Genomic DNA, 25,597 nt, shown 5'->3' on the forward strand with positions numbered 1-25,597 from the left:
CCTGGCTCAAGGCCGACAGCCTGCGCGGCAAACGCGATCGGCGCAGCGACCTGGCGCTGTTTGAGGCCATCAGGGCATTGGGATACCCTGGCAGCCGGGGCCCGGTACAGGTGTTCTGCAAGGCCTGGCGAGCGCAGAGCAAACTCACGAAATCCCGATAGACTTATCCACAACCGAATAACCTGAATATCGATAAATCAGTGGCTCAATATTCGGCGTGCTGACCGGCTCAGTTTGTCTGGTGATTCAACATCGGCGTTGCTTGGTGGATGTGTGGAGGATCGGGATAGGTTCGCGGTGTTAGCGCGGCGGGTGCTGGGTGCAACCGAGGCGCCGGGGGGAGGGGATCTGGCTAGTTGGATTGGGCGAGGACCATTGCATTGATCGGAAAATGTTCTGAATAGCCTAGCCGAAGCTGGGGACATAATTGTTCCCGCTCCATAGTCTGGCGAGAAGGTGGGTCTGCACACTACACTAACATCGACCGGTTCGAGCGCGGAACATAGCGTCCCCGGCGGCGATACGCTCTACTCATCGCTGTTAGTGGCGTGTACTCCGGTGCTACGTCTTTTATCTTGTATTTAGCTCTAATCGAAAGTTTTCTACCATTTCGCGATCCTCAGGTGTTTGGGCCGCTCGCATAAGGACAGGGCCGGCATGATATTCGAGAAGGCTCCTGTCCGCTGTGCCGACTGGCGCGTTTTTCCGCAAGATATCGACTAGTCGGGAAACCTTCATGAAAGACGCAAATACCTCGTAGGGCTTTGCGCTCGCGAACGGTAAACGGCTTAGATAGTGATCGGCTAGACGGATTTGATCCGCTTTTTTCCAAGACAAGTGAGCCATGATGACGATGGCGTCACCCCACTTGGCGCTTCCTATGGGATATCGCTCTATCAACCATTCAGCCGCTTCGTTGGAGGTCATTTTTCGGAGATCGTCCACGATAGGTTCTATTGTTTTGTTCATTTTTCCCTCCTATCGCCCGATAAACAGATCAAGCGGCAAATTTGCGTTGCTGTTTAGTGACATGGGTGGCTGATAATGACCAGAACTATTAGTCCAACTCGTAATTGTTCCCCGATTAGGACCGGTATTATTTCCAAATCTAATTGACCCGGCATAAGAAACCTCATCTCCACTGCTAAGGCCCAAGTGGGTTGAAAAGTCGGGATTAACATTGGACCGAGCTACAATGACTGTGCCGTCCGGCATCGTGACGAAATCATAGCTTCCTGACGGCGTGATCCTATTGCCGCTGGCACTCTCTAACCAGTACCGGCCGAAATCATCCTGAACAAGTGTTCTAGCGGGCCGCTGCAACATGACAGGGTCATCTACCCTTAAATTCGTCAGCGTACCCCGTTCAGTGAGATTTATAACTTCATTATCAGCGGCTTTAGCAGCATATCTTTCTAGTTTAGCTGCTGCTATCGCGGGATCTGCCTCGGGTGCCACAATTGATCCCACTACGGCTGCAAGACCAAAGCCTACATCCGATGCGGACGACTTGCCGAATGGCCGTTCCGCCATTGTGTAGCCAAGATCCATCACATCCGGGATAGTGCCCAATACTGGCACCGCACCGGCAGTACTAAGCGCCATGTGTATGCTGGTGCTGACGTGGTCGTAGTTAGAGAAGAATTGCTGAATATCTCTTCCAGCGTCGTACAGGCCGTTGCCTAGCTTCATTGCAAGTGACTGATCGGTATCCATGAGTCCCAGGTACTGGCCCGTCACCCCTTGCATGAACGAATCCACGATGCCTTTGTCCGTGCTGGGCGTTGTATTCGTGGAGCGTGGAAGTTCTCCACGTATTTCTACGTGTGGTTCTCCATTCCCATCGACGTAATAGTCTTGGTCTCCCGATCCGAGAACTCCAGATTGATAAGCAACGGGCTGTTCAATTTGGATTGGCTGGGCAAGTTGCTGGAGATAAGCCATGGTGTCCTCACGCCACGAAGTGCCTAGATCGCTGTTCGTGCCGTCTGTTGTCGATCCCGTTGCCTGCTGCGAGGGCGCAGCTCCCAAGTTGGAAAAATCGGCGTTGCCCGGATCAGTAACTACCATGGTGTAGGTATCGTTTTCTTCGTCTGACGCGTCCGAATCACTACCCTTCGTGTTCGATGTAGGTTGTGTTGATCCCGAGCCGTCATCAGGGCTCAAGTCCACCGAAACCGAAGTCAGGCGCCCGGACGAGTCATAGCCGTATTGCACCAGGCTCTTCGCCGTAGTGTTGTCGGGCGTGGTGCTAAGAATGGACGTCAGGCGCTTGTTGGCGTCGTAGGTGAAGGACATGAGCTCGGTAGCCGTGCCCATACTTGCCAGCGTGCCGTCGTCGTTAAGCGTCAGCGTGCTATTGGCTGTGTTCAGCGTGCCGCTTGCCAGCGATACCACGGGGTACATCTGCGCCCAGCTGTTGCCGCTCAGGCTCGCGCTGTTATAGACGCGATTCGCCGCCACGGATTTGGCGCCACCGGCGTACATGAACTGCGCATCCACGTCGTCCAGGATCAGATTGCCGGTGGCCGCGTTGACGTAGACGCCTTCCTTGTTGGTGCCCGTTGTCGCGGTGCCAAAAATCCCCTTCTGCCCCAATACCCCTGCCGAGGTAAGATTCAAACCAAGGCTGTTTCCGCTGACGATGGCGACCATTTTTCTGTTCCCTGAACTTCTTTGGCGTGGGCTGATATCAGAGGCGGCATTGCAAAAACAATGAGTGAAATGCCGCGCATTGAAGTTATCCGTGCGCACCTGGGGATGTTTAGGGGCATGCTGGCGATTTTTTTTTGCGATTTGCGCTAAACAGTTCCTCCCAGATCAGGACAAGTTGTCGAAAGAGGCGGATTTCCGTGACTAGCGGCGCTGCCGTCTGGGAACGCCAACGTAAACGGCGGGCGCGCTAAGATTCACTCAATAATCGTCCAGCCTGACAGGAACCGCTCATGACACGCCTTGTCCAACCCTCGTTGGATGCCTATCTGCATGCCGCTGAGGCCGGAGACCATGAAGGCGCATTGAAAGCTTTGTTCGAGCAAATAGATTCTTTCCCCCACGTCGCCACACTGCATTGGCTGGCGGGTGCAGAACATGCGCAATTGGGAAGTTTCGATGCAGCCGAAGCGTCGATGATCCGATCGTTGAATTTGGATCCGGGCCTGCATGTTGCTCGTTTCCAGCTAGGCCTGATGCAATATTCATCAGGCCGCCCGGCCACCGCAATGGAAACTTGGGCCGCGCTGGAAAAGCTGGATGAGCAGCACTATCTGGTATTTTTCAAGCGAGGATTCGCGGCTCTGGCCATCGACGATTTCGATGGGGCCATGCTGCTGTTCTCGCGCGGCATCGAGAAAAATACGGAGAATGCCACCCTTAATCGAGATATCCGCATGATTGCCGAGGAGATCGAAAGGCGCCGCCGCAATGGCACGCCATCGGAGCAATCGGCGGAAGACGCAACCTCTATCGATTATTTGCTGGCGTCTTATCGCCGGAATCAGTGACATGACATCAATAGATGGGATTTCACGCCTGACGGACTTGATCCGCCAGCGTGTAGGAAAGCAGGCGGCATCCCATACTCGCAAGTCCTCAGCCAATACCGACGCCGCAGTTACGGCGGAACCGCCTTCGTTTTCGCATCTAATCGATCGGGTAGGGACAATTTCGCCCGACGATCCCGAAAGGGAACGCAAGGCTTTTCGTTATTTCCTGGAAGCGACCCTGCTGACGGAATTCGGGATGGAAGTAATCAACGATCCGGGGTTTTATCGCTTGGTGGATCGGGTTCAGGCGCAGATGGAGTCGAATCCGAAAATACATGCGGCAGCGAAATCGGCGGCGGTGTTGCTGTTGCGGATGAAGGCTGGGTCGATGCAGGTCTAAGATTGGTTCAAATGCTGACCTATCTATGTAGCGCCGGACATTATCCTCCCCCATGAAGTCAAAAGGTCACACGGTGATTTTTGGCTGTGTGGGGGAGGATAATGCCTACCGGAAATCAGTCTTCTATTGGAATAGTGTGGTGCTGATATATGAGCGAGAATTCTTAGAGCTCAGATGAGTCACTCCGAGCCTGGGTTTTCTATCAATCTTAGTTGGACGGCACGCATTCTAGCTCTTGCAGGCGCGCCGGAATCTCTACGGGCTGAGTGATATCCATGTATTCTGTGCTTTGACCCGGTACAAAATTCTGCAAGAGCTTTGGAGCAATTAGTACCCTACGCTGTTCAGGACCGATAAATAACGCGTTGTACATTCTGCTATCAATGCCTTGGCATTCGAAGGACGATACAAAATCTGTGGCTTGAGCTATGCGATAAAGCTTGAACCGTATGCCTTGCTCATTCAGGTGAAGGTAGATGCTGAGCGCAGCCAGACTGCTAGAGAGCAGGATTGCGCCTAATCTCATCCATTTTGAGAGTTTCTCGGTATGGCTCTTTTCCTTAAGCTCATTTCCGCAAAACAAAAGTACGGCCAAAAATAACGCTACTAGGAATACAGCGACCATGGGAAAGAACAGATAGCTGGTGAATCGCATGACACTGCCAGCGATCATGGTCATGGGAAGAGCGGCAGGGTCGATATGGAAAATTCCATTGATATCGCCGGCGGTTTCAGCTTTCGCGAAGTAACTGACAACTGCAATAGTTGAGAGGAATGCCCACCGATAGGTGGCGTATGACCAGACTGAGGCAACGGCCAATTCAATGGTGCCTGCAATGCAAATCAAGCCCATGCATGTGGCTGAGATCAATAACAGCGTGAACTGGCCCTTGGATATGTCTCCTCCTCGTACGGCGCTCGTACCCAGGATAAGAATGACAAATACAGATGCGGCTGTAAGTGTTAGCGGCGCCGAGGTAAGCGAAGAGGTTGTCTTTCTTTCCGGCATGATGATCTATAAATCGTTGATGATTGATGCAGAGTCGCAGATCGCAGCCAAAACCGACGATAGCCTGTAAGCCTTGACGTTGCCGGAAATAGCCTCCGAGATTCGAATCGTATAGGGCGGGCCACTCTGCGGGCCTGGATGCTCTCTGTGCCGTTTCCGGCGCTGCCGCGTGCGGCGCATCAAGCGCCGTCGACTGCGTCCATGAACTGCGCCAGGCGCACATCCCGATCGGTCACCCCGCCCGCGTCATGCGTTGCCAGCACGACCTCGACGCGGTTGTAGTCGTTGAACCACTCGGGGTGATGATCCATGCGTTCGGCCGCCAGCGCCGCGCGCGCCATGAAGCCGAAGGCGGCGTTGAAGTCCTTGAAGACGAAGGTTCTGGTGATGGCGTCGCGCCCGTCGACGGCTGTCCACCGGGGCAGTGTCGATAGCGCCTGCGCTATGCCTATCTTTTCGGGCTTGTGCATGTCTGGCCTCCGGGATACGAATCCGCAACTACGAGTGGGACGCCTACGGCTGCAGTATAGGGCGGTTGGCCGGTCGCATCGCCGCGACTTCCCGGCGGCCGCGCAATGCGGGTCAGGCGGTCTTGACGGCCGACGCGCGCATCGCCGCGGCATAGCTGCCGGGCGAGATGCGCCAGTACAGAACAGTGACGATCGCAACGCAGAGCAGGTGCAGTCCCCATCCCGCCAGGAAGCTGCCGGTGAGGTCGTGCAGGGCGGCGACGATCCACGGCGGCATGGCCGAAATGAGAAACCCGCCGCCTTGCATGAGGGCCGACAGCGTGCCGGCCTGGGCCGGATCGGGCAGATGGTCCAAGGCAACGATCATCGACAGGGAGAAGCAGCCGCCCAGCCCGGCGCCCAGAATGCCGGCCCATAGAACGGGCGCGACGCCCGGCAGCCAGATCAGCGCGGCAAAACCCGCCGCCTGCATGAGCAGGGTGAGCCCTAGCCAGAGGCGTCTGTCCGGCCGCCTGCCGGCGAGCGCCGGCAGCAGCAGGGCTGCCGCTGCCTGGCATAGCGCCATGATCGCCAGGAGGCTTCCGCTGCCGGCTGCGCTCCAGCCCAAGCTCTGGTAGTAGGGCGACAGCCAGGCCACGACGGTCGAATAGCCGCCGTTGACCAGGCCGAAGCAGATCATCAGCAGCCAGGTGCGCGGCCGCTTGAGAAGCGCGGCGGCCGAATTCGCGCCGGCCGGCTGCGCGGCATCCTTGGGCAGGCAGTAGGCGACCAGGATCGCGGCGAGCATGGCCGGCAGGGCCATCCATGCGAGGCCGGCGCGCCAATCGTGCGCGGCGGATGCGATCAGGGGCGAGGCCTGGGCGCCCAGCGCGCCGCCGCCCATGAGCATGGCGGAATAGAGCCCCATGACCAGGCCCACGTGGCGCGGGAACTGCTGCTTGATGACGCCGGGAAACACCGCCTGCACGACAGCGGCGCCCAGTCCGAGCAGCGCTGCGGTGCCGACGAGTTGCCAGCCTGAGACGACGTACAGACGCAGAAACGACGCGAATGCGATGACGATCAGCGCCGCGACGATGGAACGCCGCGCGCCGGCTCGGGCCTGCAACGCAGGACCGGCGAACGCCACGATGCCCATGAGCAGCATGGGCACCAGCGTCAACAGCGCCATGCCTTGCAGGTCGAGGCCGGTCTGCGCGCCGATGGCCTGGGCCAGCGGGCCGATGCCCGTGATGAAAGGGCGCAGGTTCAGGCCGACCAGCGCGACGGCGGTCAATAACGCAATGCGCGCCGCTCTGGAGAGGTCGCGGCCCATCTAATCCGGCCGTACGCCGGCGATGTGGGCGCGGGCCGATTCGATGGCTGGGTTTTGGCGTTTTGTCGTGTTTTTCATGCCATTGCCGGGCCTGCGCTCGCGTTTGAGTCAAGGCCGGTTATTCAAATTTTCGCTTTGGATCGTCCAGTTAGTTAATTTTGTCATGAACAGTCGAACGCTTGTCCCGCGTCGTGAGGACGATCGCGCAGGTTCACGCGAAATTGAAATAATCCGTCGTTAAGATCCCACGTTGCGCCGTGTGAGCCTCGGGGCTCGCGAAAAAGCCGAAGCGCATCGCGCTTCGGCTTTTTCGTTTGCCGAATCCGAACAGGATCGCAGAAATATGGAAATCATGGATTTCCCGTATCGATGCGATGTGAATGATGGATGGATTTTGGACGATGATGTGCGGTGCAGACCAATACTTGTAAAACTGCCTCGAACCGCCGGTGATCGGCGGCTCGCTCTTGGGAGAGATCGATGACAAAGTTGATGAACAATGCAGGCCGCAAGATTCTTGTCTCCGAAATTGCCGTTGCCGTTGCCGCCGCCATCGGGCTGCCGGCGATCGCCCATGCCGACAAGCTGGGCGACCTTTACGCTGCGGCCAAGAAAGAAGGGTCGCTGACCGTGATTGCACTGCCGCACGACTGGTGCGGCTACGGCGACGTCATCGCCGCCTTCAAGGCCAAGTATCCCGGAATCACCGTCAATGAGCTGAACCCCGATGCTGGCAGCGCCGACGAGCTGCAGGCCATCCGCGCCAACAAGGGCAACACCGGTCCCCAGGCGCCCGATGTCATCGACGTGGGTCTGGCTTTCGGGCCGTCCGCCAAGAAAGAAGGGCTGCTGATGCCCTACAAAGTCTCGACCTGGAATGAAATCGATAACAATATCAAGGACCCCGACGGCTACTGGTACGGCGATTATTACGGCGCCATCGCCTTCGGCGTGAACAAGGACTTGATCAAGGACAGCCCCACCAGCTGGGCCGATCTCAAGAAGAAGGAATATTCCCACTCGGTCGCGCTGGCGGGCGATCCGCGTTCGGCGGCCCAGGCCATACTCGGCGTCATGTCGGCCGGCCTGTCGATGGGCGGCAAGCCCGGGGCGGATGCGGGCCAGAAGGGTCTGGAACTGTTCGCCGAACTCAACAAGTCCGGCAATTTCGTGCCGGTCATCGGCAAGGCCGGTACGCTCGCGCAAGGCCAGACGCCCATCATCGTCGGTTGGGATTACAACCTGCTGGCCTGGCGCGACGGTCTCAAGGGCAATCCTCCGATGGACGTGATCGTGCCGAAGAAGGGCGCTCTGGCGGGCGTCTATATCCAGGCGATTAGCGCCTATGCGCCGCATCCGAACGCGGCCAAGCTCTGGGAAGAGTACCTGTATTCCGACGCGGGACAGATCGGCTGGATGCAGGGCTATTGCCATCCGGTGCGCTTCAAGACCATGTCGGCGGCCAACAAGTTCTCCAAGGCCGTGCTCGACAAGCTGCCGCCGGCCGCAGCCTATAAAAACGCCGTGTTCCCCACGGTCCAGGAACAGGACGCCAACAAGAACGCGGTCGTCGCCGGTTGGGACAAGGTCGTCGGCGCCAACGTCAAATAATCCTGATCGTCAGGCATGACAGGCTCCGCCCCGTGCGGCGGAGCCTGGTTCACGTCAGTTTGACGTTAGCGATCGGAGCCGAGCAGGCATGACGACACGCACTTCCTCTTTTTGGCTGCCCATTTTGCGTTCGCGGCAGGTGGGCAACTGGCTGGCCGTAGCGCCGTTTTTTCTGTTCGCGCTGCTTTTCCTGATTTTGCCGACTCTGAATATTGTGGTCGGCGCGTTTCGCGATGTCGACGGCCACCTGACGTTGGGCAACCTCGTCAAGCTCTTTACGCCGTCGATACGCGACGCCTTCTGGCTATCGATACAGCTGAGCGTGCTGACCGCCGTACTGGGCTGCTTTTTCGGCTTTATGATCGCCGCGGCCCTGGTCTTCGGCAGGCTGCCCGGCGGATTGCGCAATTCGATGCTGACCTTTTGCGGGGTGGCCGCCAATTTTTCCGGCGTACCGCTTTCCTTCGCTTTCATCGCCACCCTGGGGCGCCTGGGTTTTGCCACGCTGATCCTGCGCAATTGGTTCGGCGTCAATCTCTACGCCACCGGCTTCGATCTCATCTCGTTCACCGGGCTGACCATCACCTATCTCTATTTCCAGATTCCGCTCATGATTCTGATCATCCTGCCGGCCCTGGAAGGGCTGCGCAAGGAGTGGAGCGAGGCTGCCGCCAGTCTGGGCGCGAGCGGCGCGCAATACTGGCGCATGGTCGCCTTGCCGGTGCTCTGGCCGTCGCTGCTGGGCACGCTGGCGCTGTTGTTTGCCAATTCTTTCGGTGCGGTCGCCACCGCCATCGCGCTCACCGGGTCCTCGCTGTCCATCGCGCCGATCGTGCTCTTTGCGCAGATCCGCGGCGACGTGCTCAACGACCCGCACCTGGGCTACGCCATCGCGTTCGCCATGATCGCGCTGACCGGTGTGGCCAACGGCATCTACATTTTTCTGCGCATGCGCGCCGAGAGGTGGGTCAAATGAGCGGCAAAAGCGTGAAGGGCCACGGCGCGAGCGGCAGGCGTCTGCGCGGCGCCAATCTGTGGTCCTGGCTCGCCGTGGTGTTGGGGGCGGCGTATTTCCTGCTGCCGCTGGTGGGCATGTTCGATTTTTCGATGAAGATGCAGCGCGGCAAATACAGCTTCGAGGCGTATCGCGTCGTGCTGGCCGACCCGCAGTTTCAGCAGACTTTCGGCTATTCGGTCGTGCTGGCGCTGCTGACCATCGTGCTGGGCGTGCTGATCGTGGTGCCCACGGCCTACATCGTGCGGCTGCGCTTTCCGGTCGTGCGCCCGCTGGTCGAGTTCATCACGCTGATGCCGCTGGTGATTCCGCCCATCGTCATCGTGTTCGGCTATATCCGCATCTATAACACCTCGTCCATCCTGCCCTTCACGGGAAGCTGGTTGGGCACCAACGTGCTGGTTCTGTTCGGCTACGCCATGCTGGCGCTGCCCTATATGTACCGTTCGGTCGACACGGGCATGCGCACCATCGACATCGCCAGCCTGACCGAGGCGGCGCAGAGCCTGGGCGCCGGCTGGGGGCGGATCCTCGCGACCGTGATCCTGCCCAATGTCTTCGTCTCCGTGCTGTCCGGCGCCTTTCTCACCTTTGCCATCGTGATCGGCGAATACGTCTTCGCCGCCCTGCTCAACCTCAATACCTTCGGACCTTATATGGTCTGGATGGGCGGCAACCGGGCCTACGAGCCCTCGGCATTGGCGGTGGTGGCCTTCCTGATCACCTGGGCCTGCATGGGGTTGATGCAGCTTGTCACCCGGTTCTCCAAATCCTCTTTAGCAAAGCGATAGTCATGGCTTTTCTCGAACTGGTGCATCTGGAAAAATCCTTCGGCAACGTGCATGTCGTCAAGGACTTCAACCTCGCCGTGGAAAAGGGCGAGTTCGTCTCCTTTCTCGGGCCGTCGGGCTGCGGCAAGACCACCGTGCTGCGTATGGTCGCGGGCTTCGAAACCCCCACCAGCGGCTCGATCCGCATCGACGGGCAGGACGTGACGCAAGCCAAGCCCAACCAGCGCCACATCGGCATGGTGTTCCAGGCCTACGCGCTGTTCCCGAACCTGACGGTCGAGCAGAACGTCGGTTTCGGTCTGCGGGTCGCCGGCAAGGGCAAAACCGAAATCCGCGCCCGCGTCAAAGAAATGCTCGATCTGATCGGCCTGCCCAAACTGGGCGACCGCTATCCCTTTCAGTTGTCGGGCGGCCAGCAGCAGCGCGTGGCGCTGGCCCGGGCGCTGGCCGTTTCGCCGCGCGTGCTGTTGCTCGACGAGCCGCTTTCGGCGCTGGACGCGAAGATCCGCATCAACCTGCGCGAGGAAATCCGCCGCATCCAGCGCGAACTGGGCATCACGACCATTTTCGTGACGCACGACCAGGAAGAGGCGCTTTCCATGTCGGATCGGGTCGCCGTGATGCACGAAGGGGTGGCCGACCAGATCGGCACGCCGTTCGAGATCTACAGTCGCCCCGCGACGCGCTTCGTGGCGCAGTTCGTCGGTACGCTCAGCCTGCTCGATGCCGCGGTTCTGGACGCCCCTTCCGGGCGCCTGAAGATCGGCGACGTGCCGGTGATGCTCAATCGCGCGGTCCAGGGCGAGGGCGGCAAGGTCAGCCTGGCGCTGCGTCCCGAAACGATCGCGCTGGGCAGGCGCGAGGGCAGGGAGGTGGTCTTCCCCGGCCGTATCATCGACGTGCATTTCCTGGGCTCGGTGATCCGCATCCGCGTCATGGTGGCGGGCCAGGTCGTCCTGCTCGACACCTTCAATCAGCCGGACACGCCGCCGCCCGTCGTGAATTCCGAGGTCGAGATCAGCGTCTGCGAGAACGATCTGCTGGTGCTGGCCGCGTAATGCGCGCTTGCCCCGATCTCCCGCTTCGTATCGAAAACCCCGGCTAAGTGCGAGCGCTTTGGTTACGAATGCCAAGCGCGTCCTGGGGCGCCGGATACACGGCTTTTCACAGTGTCTTCTTGAGCAACCGAATATTTTGAAAGCGTGGCGCGAGCCCCATACGAAGATATCCTGCGCGATTGAGCGGCGAGGCCGCGCGCAATCAGGCAGGGATGGATCGGCAGCATGGGGATATTCGGTGGTTCGCGGGAAAACGTCTTCAGACCGTCCCCCTATTCGTCCAAGCGCCGCGGGCGCCGCTTACCTCGCTGGTTGATTCTCCTGCTCGTCGGCACCGCGCTGGGCGCCAGCGGCGTGCTGTTTCTGCAGCACAGCTACGGCCCGAAGCTATTGACGGTGGAAGAATCGAGCAAGCTGCGCGATGACCTGCAGACGGCAACGCTGGACCGCCAGAATCTGCAGACGCAGCTAGACCAGGTTCAGGGCCAGCGCGACCGGAATCTGGCGGAGCGCCAAAAGGCGGCAGCCGATCTGCTCCAGGCCGACGAGCGCATCGCCACGTTGACGCAGACGCTGCAGATTTTGCAGGATGCGGTGCCTCCCGATCCGCGCGGCGGCAACATCGGCGTACGGTGGGGCGAGGTCACGTTGCACGACGGCGTGGTCAACTATCGCACTCTGATCATGCGTGAGCAGGCGGACAAGTCGCCCGCGTTTCAGGCGCAATTCGCAGTGGAGCTTGCCGGAACACGCAATGGCCGGGCGGACACGTTCGTTTCCCAGCCGGTGGCGTTTACGCTGGCGCGTTTTGCGCCGTTGCAAGGCACCGTTGCACTACCCGACGGCTTCGTGCCGCAGAAGGCGACGCTGCGAGTGAGCGACGCTCAAGGCCGCACGCAGGCCATGCGCATCTACTTCGTGCGCAGCGCATCGGCACAGACGGGTGGCTAGGCTTTGCGGCGGCGGCAGACCCGAGATCGGCGTACCGGTTACACAAGATCGGCTCCCCTCGTTTGCGTGGTGTAACATCGAAGACCCATCTTGCTTGTCCCGTGGTTACGAGGGGGCATTTTTATGCTTGGCAGCGACAACATAATCTTGGTGCTGTCGACGCTTCTTGTGGCGTTTCTGCTCTTGTTCATCGTGTCGGATCGGCAGTTGCGATCGCGCATGGGCCTGACCGTGCGCTCCCTGGCCAAGGCCAACCGGGAGATCGATCGGCTTGCCCAGCACGATGCGCTGACGCAGCTGCCCAATCGCGGGACATTCAACGACTTGCTCGATCAGACCCTGGCCGGTGAAACGCATGGCAGGCCGGAGCGGTTCGGCCTCCTGCTCATGGATTGCGACGGTCTGGAGACCATCAACGAAGCCTACGGATATGCCGTCGGCGATCAATTGCTGATCGAGGTCGCGCGCCGCGTGCGCGAGATCGTGCCGATGCCGGAGGTCGTGGCCCGCACTCGGGGCGACGAGTTCATCATGATGGTCGGCGCGGACGGCGTCGAGGACGTCTTCAGGCTGGCCTCCCGGTTGACGGCAGGTCTGGCCAAGCCGTTCCGGCTGGCCGACTACCAGCTGCAGATCACCTCCAGCATCGGCATTGCGATGTACCCCGAGCACGGCCAGACCCGAGAGGCGCTGGTCGCCAACGCCGAGGCCGCGTTGAATCACGCCAAGGACCAGGGCCACGATACCTACAGCCTGTTCGAGGAGTCCATGACGGCTGCGGTCCAGGAGCAGGCGCAACTGCTTGCGGATATGCGCCAGGCGTTCGATCGCAAGGAATTCACGCTGTACTACCAACCCAAGTTCGACGCGCCGAGCGGACCGGTCAGCGGCGTTGAAGCGCTGATGCGCTGGATACACCCCGAGCGCGGCGTGGTGCCGCCGGACAAGTTCATTCCTTTGATGGAAAAACTGGGGCTGGTCGTGCCCATCGGCAACTGGGCGCTGGACGAGGCATGCCGACAGATGGCGCTGTGGCATCGCATGGGACATACCGACTGGACGGTGGCGGTCAATATCTCGGCCCTGCAGTTCAATCACGCGGATCTGATCCGCACCGTGGGCGAGGCCTTGACGCGTCACGCGCTGCCGGCGCAGTCGCTGATGCTGGAAGTCACCGAGACGATTGCCATGCGCGACACGCAAGCCAGCACCCGTGTGCTGCAGCAGTTGCACGAGATGGGGGTGGGGATCTCGATCGACGATTTCGGCACGGGGTATTCGAGCCTGCTGTACCTGAAGCGATTGCCGGCCAGCGAGCTGAAGATCGATCAGGGGTTCATCCGCGACCTCGACTGCGATGCGGAAGACTCGGAAGACGCGGCCATTGTGCGGGCCATCATCGCGTTGGGCCGTGCCCTGGACTTGAGGGTCGTGGCCGAGGGCGTGGAAACCCACGCGCAGCAGGAATTTCTGACGCGCATCGGCTGCAATGCACTGCAGGGGTTTCTATTGGCCCATCCCATGCCCGCAGACCAACTGCTCAATACCCTGGCTGTGTCGGCCTAAGACAGCCGGGCGGCTCAGTCCCAGAGCTCGGGATTGACCATGGCCGCGGGGCGCACGCCGTCCAGCGCGTCGATGAGATTGCGCACGGCCATTTCGCCCATGGCGCGCCGCGTTTCGTGGGTGGCGCTGCCTACATGGGCCTGCAGCACCACATTGGGCAGGCTGCAAAGGGGGCTTTCGGCCGGCAGCGGCTCGGTTTCCATGACGTCCAGACCCGCGCCGGCGATGGCGCCGCTGCGCAGGGCGTCGATCAGCGCCGCTTCGTCCAGCACCGCGCCGCGCGCGGTGTTGATGAGATAGGCCGTCGGCTTCATCATGCCGAACTCGCGCGCGCCGATGCTATGGCGGGTTTCGTCGTTCAGCGGCACCAGCACGCAAAGCACATCGGCCTCGCGGAACAGCGTGTCGCGGTCGACGTAGGAGGCCAGCCCCAGGGATTCGGTTTCTTCGTCGCGGCGGCGGTTGTGATAGATGACCTTCATGTCGAAGGCCTGCACGCTGCGGGCCACCACGCGGCCGATGCGACCCATGCCCAGAAGGCCGAAGGTCTTGCCGCGGATATCGCGCGTCAGGGGAAAGGGGCCGCGGGTCCAGGCGCCGCTGCGTACGAAGGCGTCGCCGGCGACCAGATTGCGGGCCAGGCAGAGCATCAGGCCCACGACGACATCGGCCACCGCGCCGTTGAGCACATTGGGGGTATTGCAGATCAGCACCTTGTGCCGATTGGCCGCGGCCAGGTCGACATTGTCGTAGCCCACCGAGCAGTTCGAGCTGACCCGCAGCCTGGGCAAGGATTGCATCAGATCTTCGTCGACCCGATTGTGCGGCGTGATGAGCTGGCCCTGGATCTCGGCGCAGACGCCGGCGGGCAGAACATCGGCCGGGCGGCTGCCGGAGGGCATGTCGACGATGTCGAAATGGGCGGCCAACTGGGCGCGCAGGTCGTCGTGCAAGGGGGCGGGAAGGGAGACGAGAATGCGGGGACGGGCGGTCATGGGGGATGCAGGCTGATGTTGTCGGTCGCTCGGGCCGGCAGTCGCCGGCTCAGCGGTAGACCCGCTGGATTTTGGGCCGGTTGCCGTCGCCGTTGAACACCGGACTTTGCCGGATGATGGTCGATTGCAATTCGTTCAGATCCGAGCCCATGGCGGTCGCCGCATTCTTGGCCATGCCCAGCTTGGCTTCGAACATGAGGCGCGCGGCATCCAGGGCCTGCTTTTCGCTTTCGTCGAGCTGGTAGTCGCGAAAGGCCTTGCGGTCGTAGGACACGACGAAAAGGTCGGGGATGGCGATGGCCAACATGCGCACGTAGGCGCCCAGGGTCTGATGGATGTCGTCTTGGATGCCGAGCAGCTCGTTGCTCCAGCGCAGGTAGCCGTTGGCCACGGCGCGCACCATGCCGGTTACCTGGTATTCCCGGCGGGCTTCGGCCAGAACGTTGTTCAGGATTTCCTTGAGCAGAATGTTCAAGGGCCCGGACAGGCGTATCGGCAGCAGGATGATGCGCTCAAGTTCATTCATTGCGTCGGCAAGGTGCTGACAGACTGATTCAAACGGTTATTGTGTCACAGTAATTCGCGCGCACAAACGCGATTTCGCCCTTGGGCCTTGGCCTCGTACAGTGCCGAGTCGGCTGTTTTCAGTATGTCGTTCGTCGAGGTGCGCGGGTCGGGCATGAGCGTGACCACGCCGACCGATACGGTCACATACGGCGAGACGCCTGAGTCGAGATGTTCGATGCCGAGATCGTGAATTTTCTGGCGCATACGCGCCGCGATCTGCGCGGCGGTCGCCGAATCTGCGCTCGGCAGCAGCGCGAAGAATTCCTCCCCGCCGTAGCGTCCGATGAGGTCGCGGGGATCGTGGGCGCACTGCTGTACTGCCTTGGCAATGCGTCGCAAGCAGTCGTCGCCCGCGAGGTGCCCGTATCGATCATTGAATTTCTTGAAATAATCCACATCGATCATGGCAAACGAGAGCGGTAGATTCTCGCTCGCGCAGCGATTCACTTCGCGCGGAAAGTGATCATCAAGCTTGCGGCGGTTGGCAACCTCGGTCAAGCCGTCGAGGGTGGTCAGCGTTTCCAGCTTTGTCTGGGCCGCTCGTAACGCCGTCACGTCGCGGTGGTGCCAGACGCGGGCCATTTTTCCGGGGCGAAGTTCGATGGGGATAAAGTCGCGCAACAGCGTGCGACCGGAGGCCATGGGGATCTCTTCGCCCAGGCAGGGCGTGTTCTGCTCGACCAGGAACCGGATTCTCTCTATTGCCGATTTCGAGTCCTGGTATTGCGGGGCGATCATGGCGATCACCTGACCGCTCGTCATGCCTGTCAGGGAGTCTGGCGAGGCGTCGATGCAGAACTGCTCGCAGAACGTCTCGTTCGCATATTCGATTATTCCGTCGTGGCCGACGAGCAATATGCCATCGCGCATGACGGTAAGCAGCGTCTTCAGATGCGAGTGTCGTACATGCTTCCGATAGCAGACGCGGGCCGCGATGGCGCTGAGGATGTTCACGATATGGCGATTATTCAATAGCCATAAGTATGCCAGTCTTGCGTGTTCGGTACCGCGTCGTCGTTTTTCCTGCAAATAATGGATTGCAGGCGGCGGTGCGCGGACAACGTTGCTGGACTCGGGGCGGGCCCGCCGGTTTGCGCGACAAACTCTGATGGCCCAATACAAAAAACGCCGGATTTTCAAGAATTCGAGGTTCTTGAGAAATGCAGGCGTTTTATTTTTTGCAAACAAGCTTGGGGTGGCCGATGGGACTCGAACCCACGACAGCCGGAATCACAATCCGGGACTCTACCAACTGAGCTACGGCCACCACTGTGTATTGGCTTCCCCAAGTAAGTGGGAGGCCGTTACGGCAAAGAAGCGAGATTCTAGCATGAAATTCAGGCAAAACCAGAGCTCTGGGGGCCAGGATCGCCGGGTTTGTCCGTGTCGCGGCCTGACCACACTCGTGCATAAACCGTCATCAAGCCACGTTATGCTCGATCAGAAGGAGCTTTGCGTGATTCAAAACAATTTTGTCTACAAGGGCTATCGCCTGACCGCCAAGGTGCTTCGGGGTGCCGCGCAAGAGATCGCGGTCAATGCGAGCAGCCCGATCTTTACCGCCACCGTTCAGATCGTAGCGGCCAATTCCGTGCAGGATCCCGGCCACGAATACCGGGTACCCTGCTTCGAGCAGGGCGGCGTTGTCTACAGCCCGCGCGAGGCTGTGCAGGCGGCTGTCTCGCATGGCCAGGCGATCGTCGACGGCCTGATGGGCGTACAGGGCTGAACCTCGCCGGCTTCGGGTGCGGGCGCGGCAATGCTAGGATAGCCGTATGGCTTTGCTTCTGACCCTGCACCCCGAGAACCCCCAACCCCGCCTGCTGCGCCAGGCTGCGCAATGGCTGCGCGACGGTGGGCTGGTGGCTGTTCCCACCGATTCCAGCTATGCCGTGGTGGCCCGGCTCGACGACAAGGAAGCCGCCGACGCCATGCGGCGACTGCGTGGCCTGGACGAGCGCCATCACCTGACGCTGCTGTGCCGCGATCTGGCCGAGATCGGCCTGATGGCCAAGGTCGACAACCGGCAATATCGCCTCCTCAAGGCGGCCACGCCGGGGCCGTGGACTTTCATCCTGGAGGCCACGCGCGAGGTGCCGCGACGGGTGTCCCACCCTTCCCGCAAGACCATAGGCATTCGTGTGCCCGAGCACAAGGTCGCCCTGGCGTTGCTCGAGGAGATCGGCGAACCGTTGCTATCGACCACGCTCATTCCCAAAGAAGAAACGGATGCCCTGAACGACCCCGAGGAAATCGTTCGCCGCTATGCCCACGAACTGGCGGCGGTGCTCGACGCGGGGGCCTGTGCGCAGTCGCCCACCACCGTGCTGGACCTGACCGGTCCGGAGCCTGCGGTATTGCGCCGGGGGCGCGGCGATCCGGCGCTGCTGGGCCTGGTCTGAACACGTCGCCTCGCGCGCACCTACAATTTCTTCATGAACCAAATCATTCAGACCATCGCGGTCTACGCCTTGCCGCTGATCTTCGCCATTACGCTGCACGAAGCGGCCCACGGCTACGTGGCGCGCCTGTTCGGCGATCCGACGGCCTACCAGGCCGGCCGGGTCAGCCTCAACCCGGCTCGCCATATCGACCCGGTCGGCACGCTGCTGGTGCCCCTGGTCATGCTGCTGGGCGCCAAGCTGCTGGGCGGCACCGGCGTGCTGTTCGGCTGGGCCAAGCCCGTGCCGGTGGATTTCGGCCGCCTGCGCCGGCCCAAGAAAGACATGCTGTGGGTGGCCCTGGCGGGGCCGGCGGCCAACCTGGCCATGGCGCTGGCCTGGACTCTTCTGCTGCGGGTGTATGCCGGCAGCGGCATGCACGAATATTTCTGGTTCGATATGGCAGTGGCCGGAGTGAACGTGAACCTGGTGCTCATGGCCATGAACCTGCTGCCCATCCTGCCGCTGGACGGCGGACGCATCGTTTTCAGCCTGTTGCCCAACCGCGCGGCCTGGCATTACGCCCGCATCGAGCCCTACGGCATGATGATCGTGCTGCTTTTGCTGGTCACGGGCGCATTGGGCCTGTTTCTGGGGCCGCTCCTGGTTTTCGGGCGCATGGTGGTGAGCTGGTTCCTGTAATGGGAATTTGTATAGCGTTACGAGCGTTATCCAGTAAACTTGCCGGTTTAATCCGCTTTCAACCGGCCTGCCGAGTCCAGGTCTGGAGTTTTCGATGACAACGACCCCTGTCTTCCAAGGCAGCATGGTTGCGCTGGTGACCCCGATGCACCCTGACGGCAGCCTGGACTTCGACGCTTATCGCGCATTGATCGACTGGCATGTGGCCGAAGGCACGGATGCGCTGGTCGTGGTCGGCACCTCGGGCGAATCGCCTACCGTCTCCATAGACGAGCATGCCGAGCTGATCCGCATCGCGGTCGAACACGCGGCCGGCCGTATTCCCGTCATTGCCGGCGTGGGCGCCAATTCCACCGCAGAAGCCATCCACCTTTCGCGCCATGCCCTGAAGGTCGGCGCGCAGGCCGGCCTGTCGGTCGTGCCCTACTACAACAAGCCCAGCCAAGAAGGCATGTACCGACATTTCCGCGCGATCGCCGAGGCCGTTGAACTGCCCACTTTGCTCTATAACGTGCCGGGCCGCACCGTGGCGGACCTGTCCAACGAGACCGTGCTGCGCCTGGCCCAGGTGCCCGGTATCGTCGGCATCAAAGACGCCACGGGCGACATCGGCCGCGTGGCGCCGCTCCTGCGCGACGCGCCGGCCAGCTTCCAGGTTTTCAGCGGCGACGACGCCACCGCGGCGGCGCTCATTCTGTTGGGCGGGCGCGGCAATATTTCGGTCACGGCCAATGTGGCGCCGCGCCTGATGCACGAGTTGTGCGCGGCGGCGCTCGCGGGCGAGCTCATCAAGGTGCGCGAGCTCAACGCCCGCCTGGCCCGCCTGAACAAGGTCTTGTTCGTCGAGGCCAATCCTATTCCGGTCAAGTGGGCGCTGGCCCAGATGGGCCGTACCAAACTGGGCTATCGCCTGCCCCTGTGCGAACTGGGTGCAGCGCACCATGCCACGGTGCGCCAGGCCTTGAGCGAAACCGGTCTTCTTTGAACATCGCGAGGATACGTATGAACAAGCGTCATGCCGGGCGTTGGGTTAAGCCCGCGGCATCGATTGCATTGGCCCTGAGCCTTGCTCAGCTGGCCGGCTGCGACAGCATCAACAAGGCGCTAGGCACCAATGAGCCTATCGATTACAAGAGCGCTCGCTCCGCCAATCCGCTGACCATTCCGCCCGATCTGACCCAGGCGGCTTCTGATCCTCGTTACCGCGCGCCCGACGCGGGCGGCGCCACGTCGTTCAATCAATACCAGCAGCAAAGCAAGGAAGCGGCCACGGCCGCCGCCGCGGGCGAGTCCGGCGGCAATGTGCTGCCGCAGCGCAACGACATGCGCATCGAGCGCGACGGCGACCTGCGCTGGCTGGTGATCGACCATCCGCCCGAACAGGTCTTCCCCAAGCTGGTGGACTTCTGGACGAGCGTGGGCTTCACGCTCAGCACCAACGACCCGCAGGCCGGCCTGTTGCAGACCGACTGGGCCGAGAACCGCGCCAAGGTTGACGACAGCCTCATGTACAAGCTGTTGGGCTCGTTTCTGGACAACGCTTTCGACAGCGGCGAGCGCGAGCGCTTCAGCACCCGCATCGAACGCGTGAATGGCCACACCGAGGTCTACATTACCCATCAGCAGATGATCCAGCGCATGGAGAACAACAGTCCGAGCGCCCTGGCTGTCTGGACGAACGGCAAGCCGGATCCCGGCCTGGACGCCGCCATGATCGCGCGCCTGATGGTCTATCTGGGCACCAGCACCGACCGCGCCCGCCAGTTGCTGGCGCAGGCGCAAGCGGTGCAGGCCGGCCCCGCCACCACCCTGACCGCGCAAAACGGCGTGTCCGAACTCACCATCGCCGAGCCGTTCGATCGCGCGTGGCGCCGCGTGGGCGTGACGCTGGATGCGGGCGGCTTTACCGTGAAGGATCGCAACCGTTCCGCCGGCGACTATTACATCGCCTATCTCGATACCGACACCGGTTTGCGTCCTCAAGACCCCAACATCTTCAGCCGTTATCTTTTCGGCGCGAAATCGGCCACTGCGCCGGAGTACCGCTTGCATCTGGAGAACAACGGCGGTCCCCAGACGCTGGTCACGGTGCTAGACAAAAACGGCGCGCGCGATACTACGCCTACGGCGCAGCGCATCTTGAGCGTGCTCAAGAGCAAGATGCAGTAAAGCCAGCGCCTGAGCCGGGCGCATGCGCCCGACTAAGCGAAAAAGGCCGCGCAGATGCGCGGCCTTTTTGTCGGGCGGCCCTAAGCCGGAAGGTAATGCAGCCAGCCCGCCGACAGCCAATCGGCCAGACAAGCCCGGCTATCGGCGCTTAGCCTGCGGCAGCGCGCGTCGGCGCAATCCAGGCGGCGTTCGTCGGCCAGCGCGCGCAAGGCGGGAGAAGGGGCGACGGGCGCGGTTTCGCCGTTGATGAAGATCTGGCGGTCGCGGTAGAGCATGCGGCTGCGGCGGTCGAGCACCAGCGCGCCGTGTGCGGGCCATTCTTCTTCGAGGTCGGGCGCGTCGTCGGCGGGGGTGAATACGCTCAGCGTGTTGGGCTCGGAGAGCCAGCAGCCCAGGAAGCGCGCGGCAAGGGCCGCGTCGAAGCGCAGCGTGTCCAGCGTGTCCAGCGTGGCCTTGATCAGGGCTTCGGGCAGCTCGGCCGGATGGATCGAGGCAGGCTGCCCGGGATCGCGGTAGAGGCCGCCCAGCCGCACGCCGGGCAAAGGGGGATCGCCATAGGGGCCCGCAGGCTGGCCCAGGCGGGCCATGGTCTGGTCGGCAGCCGCTTCGAGCAGGCCGCGGGCCAGCATGGCCAGGCCGGGCGCGCGGAAACCGATGGATATTGTCATGCAGTCGTCGTCCACCGCGATGCCGTCATGCGCGGCCTGAGGCGGCAGGTACAGCATATCGCCGGGCTCGAGCACCACGTCTTGCTCGGGCTGGAAGTTGCTCAGTATCTTGAGCGGCAGATCGGGCTTGAGGGACAAGTCTTTCTGCATGCCGTAGCGCCAGCGCCGCCGGCCTGCGGCCTGCAGCAAAAAGACGTCGTAGCTGTCGAAATGCGGCCCTACGCCGCCGCCTGCGGTGGCGATGCTGATCATGACATCGTCCAGGCGGGCATCGGGCACGAAGCGAAATCGCTGCATGAGCGCGCAGACCGCATCGTCGTGCAGATCCATGCTTTGCAGCAGCAGTGTCCAGTCGGGTTCGCGGGCCTTGGGCAGGCGCGCGAAAGGCCCGCGTTCCATCTGCCATTGGCCTTCTTCACGCCAGATCAGGCGCGATTCGACGTCATCGCGCTTGGCCAGCTTTTTTAGCGCAGCCGCCGGAACGGGCGGTTTCAAGCCCGGGATGGCCTGCCGGATGAGCAGCGGCTTGCGCTGCCAGTAGCGGTGCATGAAATCCGCAGGCGTGAGTCCGCCCAGAAGCGGCAAGGGGGCATTGGGATCGATGGGCATCTCGGGCGGCCTTACAGCAGCGACTTCAGTTGATAGAGCGCGTCCAGCGCTTCGCGCGGCGTGAGGCTGTCGGGATCCATATCGTTCAAGCTGTCGCGCAGCGTTTGCAGGGTTTGTCGCGTCTCTTCTTCGTCGGCCTGGGCCTGTCTGCGCGCGTCGGTATCGGCCGCGGCCGCGAAGAGTCCAAGTTGCGGCGTGGGGGCGCCTTGCGATTCCAGGCGTTCGAGCTCGCGCGTGGCTTGACGGATGACGGCCTGCGGAATGCCGGCGCGCTGCGCCACCTGGATGCCGTAGCTGCGGCTGGCCGGGCCGTCCCGCACTTCGTGCAGATACACGATGCCGCCGGCCGACTCGGCCGCGGCCAGATGCACGTTGGCCGAGGTGCTTTGTTCCGCCGGCAGTCTCGTGAGTTCGAAGTAGTGCGTGGCGAAGAGCGTGAGGGCGCGGTTGTGCGTCAGCAGTCTGTGAGCGATGGCCCAGGCCAGCGCCAGGCCGTCGTAGGTGGATGTGCCGCGGCCGATTTCGTCCATGAGCACCAGGCTATGGGTCGTGCTGGCCGCAAGAATGGCGGCGGCCTCGGTCATCTCCATCATGAAAGTGGAGCGGCCGCCGGCCAGGTCGTCGGCCGCGCCGATGCGGGTGAAGATGCGGTCGATGCTGCCCACGCGCGCGCGCGCAGCCGGCACGAAGCTGCCTATGCGCGCAAGTAGCGCGATCAGCGCCGTCTGGCGCATATAGGTCGATTTTCCGCCCATGTTCGGGCCGATGATGAGCAGCATGCGGCGCGCCGCGTCGAGCCGGCAGCCGTTGGGCGTGAAGCGTTCGATGGCCTTCTCGACCACGGGGTGGCGACCTGCCTCGATGTCGATCTCGGCCTCTTCGCTCAACTCCGGCGCAGTCCAGTCGTTGCGGCGTGCGTGCTCGGCCAGCGCGGCGGCCGCATCCAGCTCGGCCAGGGCGCCCGCGCAGGCCGACAGCGCCGGCACATGCGGGGCCAGCGCGTCGAGCAGGTTTTCGTACAGCCATTTTTCGCGCGCAAGGGAGCGGTCCTGCGCCGACAGCACGCGGTCTTCCCAGGTCTTGAGTTCCGGCGTGATGTAGCGCTCGGCGTTCTTGAGCGTCTGGCGGCGGCGGTAGTCCTCGGGCACCTTGTCGGCCTGGCCCTTGGTGACTTCGATGTAGAAGCCGTGCACGCGGTTGAACTCGACGCGCAGATTGGAGATGCCGGTGCGCTCGCGTTCGCGCGCTTCCAGCTGCAGCAGAAAGGCGCCGCCGTCGGTGGTCAGGGCGCGCAGTTCGTCGAGGTCGGCGTCGAACCCCGCGGCGATCACGCCGCCGTCGCGGATGGCCGCGCCAGGCTCGGCGGCGATGCCCTGCTGCAGGAGCGCGGCGATGCCGGCGTCGGGCGAGAGCTGCCCGGCCAGCTCGATGAGCCGCGGGCTGCCGTGCAGTCCGGCCAGCAGTTCGCGCAGCGCGGGCAGGTTGGTCAGCGCATCGCGCAGGCTCGCGAGTTCGCGCGGGCGCACCGAACGCAGCGCCAGGCGCGCGGCGATGCGTTCCATGTCGGGAAAAACGTCCAGGGCGCGGCGCAGGCCGTCGAGCAGGCTGCTCGATTCGAAGGGCTGGTCGGCGTCGGCGCGCGCGGCGATCAGCGCGGCGATGGCCTGCTGTCGCGCCCGTGCCGGCGCGCTGTCGCGCAGCGGATGATGCAGCCAGCGGCGCAGCAGGCGGCTGCCCATGGGCGTGCGGCAGGTATCCAGCAGCGAGAACAGCGTGGGCGCGTCCTCGCCCGACAGCGTCTGGGTCAGTTCGAGGTTGCGGCGCGTGACCGGATCCAGCGCCACGTACAGACCGGTGCGCTCGGCCTGCAATTGCTGCACGTGAGCCAGCGCCTGCGATTGCGTGCGCGCCGCGTAGCGCAGCAGCGCGCCGGCGGCGCAGATGCCGGCCGGCATGTCTTCCACGTCGAAACTGGCCAGCGAGTCGATCTTGAAATGCGCCAGCAGGTGGGCGCGGGCGCCGTCGCGTTCGAAATGCCAGTCGGGCACGCGCGAGGTGGCGCCGTCGAAAGTGAAAGCCAGTTCGGCGCTCTCGGCGCAGACGAGTTCGGCCGGCGCGACGCGGTGCAGTTCGGATTCGAGCTGAGCCGGCGCGCATTCGGTGACGCGGAATTCGCCGCTGGCCAGATTGAGCCAGGCGAGACCGGCGCGCGATTCGGTCCTGCCCGGTTTGCCGCCCAGGAACACGGCAGCCAGCGCACGGTCGGCCTTGGCCGGCAGCAGCGCGTCATCGGTCAGTGTGCCCGGCGTGACGATGCGCACGATCTTGCGTTCCACCGGTCCCTTGGAGGCGGCCGGGTCGCCGATCTGCTCGCAGATGGCCACGGATTCGCCCATGGCCACCAGGCGCGCCAGATACTGCTCCATGGCATGGACCGGCACGCCTGCCATGGGAATGGGCGCACCGTTGGACGAGCCGCGCTTGGTGAGCGTCAGGCTCAGCAGGCGCGCGCCGCGCTCGGCGTCTTCGTAGAACATCTCGTAGAAATCGCCCATGCGGTAAAAGAGCAACAGGGGCCCGGCTTCCGCTTTCAGGCGGAGGTACTGGGCCATCATGGGCGTGTGGCCGGCGTAGGTGTCCGGCGCGGCCTGGTCGGAGCGCGAATTCATGGCGGGATTGTATCGGGCCGGCAGGACAAAAATTGCGCAACGTTAACAAGGCATTGATTTTTTTGGCAAAAAGCGAATTGCCACAAAGTTGTCCTTAGCGTTGTCCACATGGGGAGTGGATAAATCCCCGTGCCGGTTGTTTATGCAGTGTCGGAGCTGCGACGCGCGCCGTCTGCTAGAGTGGCCCAGTCTGCCGCGCGACCGACGCGCGGCGCGATGCCTGGAGAAAATATGGAATCAGCATTGAGCAGCGCGGTCGCCCTGATGCCGCGCCTGGTGGATATGGGACTCAACCTGTTGGTGGCCGTCGCCATACTGATCATCGGCTGGTGGACATCTGCCCTGTTGGGCAAATGGGTGCATCACGTGGCCGAGCATTCCGGCCGGGTCGAACGCACGGTCATTCCCATGCTCAAGACCACCGTGGTCTGGGCCATACGGGTCTTCACCCTGATCGCAGTGCTGGCGCGCTTCGGCGTGCAGACCGCCAGCCTCATCGCCGTGCTGGGCGCCGCCGGCCTGGCGGTAGGCCTGGCCTTGCAGGGCACATTGCAGAATATCGCCGCCGGCCTCATGCTGCTGATCCTGCGGCCGATCCGCGCCGGCGAGGCGATCGCGCTCAGCTCAGGCGCCTCGGGCACGGTGGATGAAATCGGCCTGTTCATCACCCGTATCGTGCAGTTCGACGGCATTGTCGTGCTGCTGCCCAACAGCACGGTGTGGACGGCCACCATCACCAACTACAGCCGCAACACCCAGCGCCGTCTCGACCTGCCTGTCATCGTCAATTATGGCGACGATCTGGACGCGGCAATCGCGTTGGTGAGCAGAATCGTCGCCGCACACCCCATGGCCGAAGCCGATCCCGCGCCTATCGTCAAAGCCAACGATTACAAGGACACGGGCACGGAGATCAACGTACGGGTCTGGAGCAAGGCGTCCGATTACTGGGATCTGCGCTGGGATTTGTTCCACCAGATCCGCGTGGCCATGATACGCGAGGGGTTTCGTCCGCCGGCGCAGGGGCGCGACGTGCGCGAGACCGCGCCTCGCGCCTAGCGTCGGCAGATCCCGCGGCATACATGCAATTCGGCGGCGCAGCGCCCCGGTATAACATCTGCTCGCGAACATTCCTTTCCCATCTATAAAAAGTCCGCGCAAATTCG

The 25,597-nt window shown here is 62.3% G+C and carries 25 protein-coding genes and 1 tRNA gene; 15 read left to right on the plus strand and 11 right to left on the minus strand.

The window, feature by feature from the left end:
* Positions 1-570 precede the first annotated feature (570 nt).
* Together ACTHJ1_RS10675 and ACTHJ1_RS10680 are read right to left on the minus strand one after the other, a co-directional pair.
* Positions 571-969, minus strand: a complete 399-nt coding sequence (locus ACTHJ1_RS10675) for a hypothetical protein (RefSeq protein WP_440191816.1) — start codon at positions 967-969, stop codon at positions 571-573.
* Between the two features lie 9 nt (positions 970-978).
* Positions 979-2,655, minus strand: coding sequence for an RHS repeat domain-containing protein (locus tag ACTHJ1_RS10680; RefSeq protein ID WP_440191819.1), 1,677 nt, complete (start codon positions 2,653-2,655; stop codon positions 979-981).
* Between the two features lie 290 nt (positions 2,656-2,945).
* On the opposite strand from ACTHJ1_RS10680, the gene ACTHJ1_RS10685 reads away from it, so the two are divergent.
* Both ACTHJ1_RS10685 and ACTHJ1_RS10690 read left to right on the plus strand, forming a co-directional pair.
* The gene (locus tag ACTHJ1_RS10685) at positions 2,946-3,503 is read left to right on the plus strand and encodes a hypothetical protein (protein WP_440191822.1); all 558 of its coding nucleotides are present in this window, start codon (positions 2,946-2,948) and stop codon (positions 3,501-3,503) included.
* A 1-nt stretch (position 3,504) separates the two neighbouring features.
* Complete coding sequence (locus ACTHJ1_RS10690; protein ID WP_440191825.1) at positions 3,505-3,885, plus strand: hypothetical protein; 381 nt, start codon at positions 3,505-3,507, stop codon at positions 3,883-3,885.
* A gap of 208 nt (positions 3,886-4,093) precedes the next feature.
* Here the strand turns inward: ACTHJ1_RS10690 and ACTHJ1_RS10695 are convergent, their stop codons facing one another.
* Entirely contained in the window at positions 4,094-4,738 is a 645-nt protein-coding gene (locus ACTHJ1_RS10695; protein WP_440191828.1) for a hypothetical protein, read from the minus strand.
* On the opposite strand from ACTHJ1_RS10695, the gene ACTHJ1_RS10700 reads away from it, so the two are divergent.
* Positions 4,722-4,964 (plus strand): hypothetical protein, encoded by a 243-nt coding sequence (locus tag ACTHJ1_RS10700; RefSeq protein ID WP_440191831.1) that lies wholly within the window; start codon positions 4,722-4,724, stop codon positions 4,962-4,964. The genes ACTHJ1_RS10695 and ACTHJ1_RS10700 overlap by 17 nt on opposite strands.
* Before the next feature lie 109 nt (positions 4,965-5,073).
* Here ACTHJ1_RS10700 and ACTHJ1_RS10705 read toward each other — a convergent pair whose 3' ends face one another.
* Entirely contained in the window at positions 5,074-5,364 is a 291-nt protein-coding gene (locus ACTHJ1_RS10705; RefSeq protein ID WP_440191834.1) for a 4a-hydroxytetrahydrobiopterin dehydratase, read from the minus strand.
* Between the two features lie 112 nt (positions 5,365-5,476).
* Positions 5,477-6,679, minus strand: a complete 1,203-nt coding sequence (locus tag ACTHJ1_RS10710; RefSeq protein ID WP_440191837.1) for a cyanate transporter — start codon at positions 6,677-6,679, stop codon at positions 5,477-5,479.
* 492 nt (positions 6,680-7,171) lie between these two features.
* On the opposite strand from ACTHJ1_RS10710, the gene ACTHJ1_RS10715 reads away from it, so the two are divergent.
* From ACTHJ1_RS10715 to ACTHJ1_RS10740, 6 genes are all read left to right on the plus strand, one after another.
* Entirely contained in the window at positions 7,172-8,290 is a 1,119-nt protein-coding gene (locus ACTHJ1_RS10715; protein ID WP_440191918.1) for an ABC transporter substrate-binding protein, read from the plus strand.
* A gap of 88 nt (positions 8,291-8,378) precedes the next feature.
* Positions 8,379-9,266, plus strand: a complete 888-nt coding sequence (locus tag ACTHJ1_RS10720; protein ID WP_440191840.1) for an ABC transporter permease — start codon at positions 8,379-8,381, stop codon at positions 9,264-9,266.
* Positions 9,267-9,382: 116 nt separating this feature from the next.
* Positions 9,383-10,096 carry an ABC transporter permease gene (locus ACTHJ1_RS10725; RefSeq protein ID WP_440191921.1) on the plus strand — a complete coding sequence of 238 codons (714 nt, stop codon included), beginning with the start codon at positions 9,383-9,385 and terminating at the stop codon, positions 10,094-10,096.
* Between the two features lie 2 nt (positions 10,097-10,098).
* The gene (locus ACTHJ1_RS10730) at positions 10,099-11,154 is read left to right on the plus strand and encodes an ABC transporter ATP-binding protein (protein WP_440191843.1); all 1,056 of its coding nucleotides are present in this window, start codon (positions 10,099-10,101) and stop codon (positions 11,152-11,154) included.
* A 225-nt stretch (positions 11,155-11,379) separates the two neighbouring features.
* Positions 11,380-12,105, plus strand: coding sequence for a DUF6776 family protein (locus ACTHJ1_RS10735; RefSeq protein WP_440191846.1), 726 nt, complete (start codon positions 11,380-11,382; stop codon positions 12,103-12,105).
* Between the two features lie 168 nt (positions 12,106-12,273).
* Complete coding sequence (locus ACTHJ1_RS10740; RefSeq protein WP_440191849.1) at positions 12,274-13,671, plus strand: putative bifunctional diguanylate cyclase/phosphodiesterase; 1,398 nt, start codon at positions 12,274-12,276, stop codon at positions 13,669-13,671.
* Between the two features lie 14 nt (positions 13,672-13,685).
* On the opposite strand, the gene ACTHJ1_RS10745 is transcribed toward ACTHJ1_RS10740, so the two are convergent.
* The 4 genes from ACTHJ1_RS10745 to ACTHJ1_RS10760 form a co-directional block, all read right to left on the minus strand.
* Positions 13,686-14,666 (minus strand): 2-hydroxyacid dehydrogenase, encoded by a 981-nt coding sequence (locus ACTHJ1_RS10745; protein ID WP_440191852.1) that lies wholly within the window; start codon positions 14,664-14,666, stop codon positions 13,686-13,688.
* Positions 14,667-14,715: 49 nt separating this feature from the next.
* On the minus strand, positions 14,716-15,192 hold the full coding sequence (locus tag ACTHJ1_RS10750; RefSeq protein ID WP_440191855.1) for a hypothetical protein: 477 nt from the start codon (positions 15,190-15,192) through the stop codon (positions 14,716-14,718).
* A 44-nt stretch (positions 15,193-15,236) separates the two neighbouring features.
* Positions 15,237-16,421 carry a diguanylate cyclase domain-containing protein gene (locus ACTHJ1_RS10755; RefSeq protein ID WP_440191858.1) on the minus strand — a complete coding sequence of 395 codons (1,185 nt, stop codon included), beginning with the start codon at positions 16,419-16,421 and terminating at the stop codon, positions 15,237-15,239.
* A 3-nt stretch (positions 16,422-16,424) separates the two neighbouring features.
* Positions 16,425-16,500: transfer RNA gene (locus ACTHJ1_RS10760), tRNA-His, on the minus strand.
* Between the two features lie 189 nt (positions 16,501-16,689).
* On the opposite strand from ACTHJ1_RS10760, the gene ACTHJ1_RS10765 reads away from it, so the two are divergent.
* The 5 genes from ACTHJ1_RS10765 (at position 16,690) to bamC (ending at position 20,485) form a co-directional block, all read left to right on the plus strand.
* Complete coding sequence (locus ACTHJ1_RS10765; RefSeq protein WP_440191861.1) at positions 16,690-16,962, plus strand: hypothetical protein; 273 nt, start codon at positions 16,690-16,692, stop codon at positions 16,960-16,962.
* A gap of 46 nt (positions 16,963-17,008) precedes the next feature.
* Positions 17,009-17,635: an L-threonylcarbamoyladenylate synthase gene (locus tag ACTHJ1_RS10770; RefSeq protein WP_440191864.1), complete on the plus strand. Its 627-nt coding sequence runs from the start codon at positions 17,009-17,011 to the stop codon at positions 17,633-17,635.
* A gap of 33 nt (positions 17,636-17,668) precedes the next feature.
* A complete protein-coding gene (locus ACTHJ1_RS10775; RefSeq protein WP_440191867.1) occupies positions 17,669-18,316 on the plus strand; it encodes a site-2 protease family protein in 648 nt (215 codons plus the stop codon).
* Between the two features lie 94 nt (positions 18,317-18,410).
* A complete protein-coding gene (dapA, locus tag ACTHJ1_RS10780) occupies positions 18,411-19,301 on the plus strand; it encodes a 4-hydroxy-tetrahydrodipicolinate synthase (RefSeq protein WP_440191870.1) in 891 nt (296 codons plus the stop codon).
* A gap of 17 nt (positions 19,302-19,318) precedes the next feature.
* Positions 19,319-20,485, plus strand: coding sequence for an outer membrane protein assembly factor BamC (gene bamC, locus ACTHJ1_RS10785; RefSeq protein WP_440191873.1), 1,167 nt, complete (start codon positions 19,319-19,321; stop codon positions 20,483-20,485).
* Positions 20,486-20,565: 80 nt separating this feature from the next.
* Here the strand turns inward: bamC and ACTHJ1_RS10790 are convergent, their stop codons facing one another.
* Positions 20,566-21,762, minus strand: a complete 1,197-nt coding sequence (locus ACTHJ1_RS10790; protein WP_440191876.1) for a ribosomal protein uL16 3-hydroxylase — start codon at positions 21,760-21,762, stop codon at positions 20,566-20,568.
* Positions 21,763-21,773: 11 nt separating this feature from the next.
* Positions 21,774-24,431, minus strand: a complete 2,658-nt coding sequence (gene mutS, locus ACTHJ1_RS10795; protein WP_440191879.1) for a DNA mismatch repair protein MutS — start codon at positions 24,429-24,431, stop codon at positions 21,774-21,776.
* Between the two features lie 231 nt (positions 24,432-24,662).
* Between mutS and ACTHJ1_RS10800 the strand changes: the two genes are divergently transcribed.
* On the plus strand, positions 24,663-25,490 hold the full coding sequence (locus ACTHJ1_RS10800; protein ID WP_440191882.1) for a mechanosensitive ion channel family protein: 828 nt from the start codon (positions 24,663-24,665) through the stop codon (positions 25,488-25,490).
* Positions 25,491-25,597: the final 107 nt, after the last annotated feature.

The sequence above is a fragment of the Bordetella sp. genome, from assembly GCF_051960075.1.
GTDB lineage: Bacteria > Pseudomonadota > Gammaproteobacteria > Burkholderiales > Burkholderiaceae_B > Bordetella.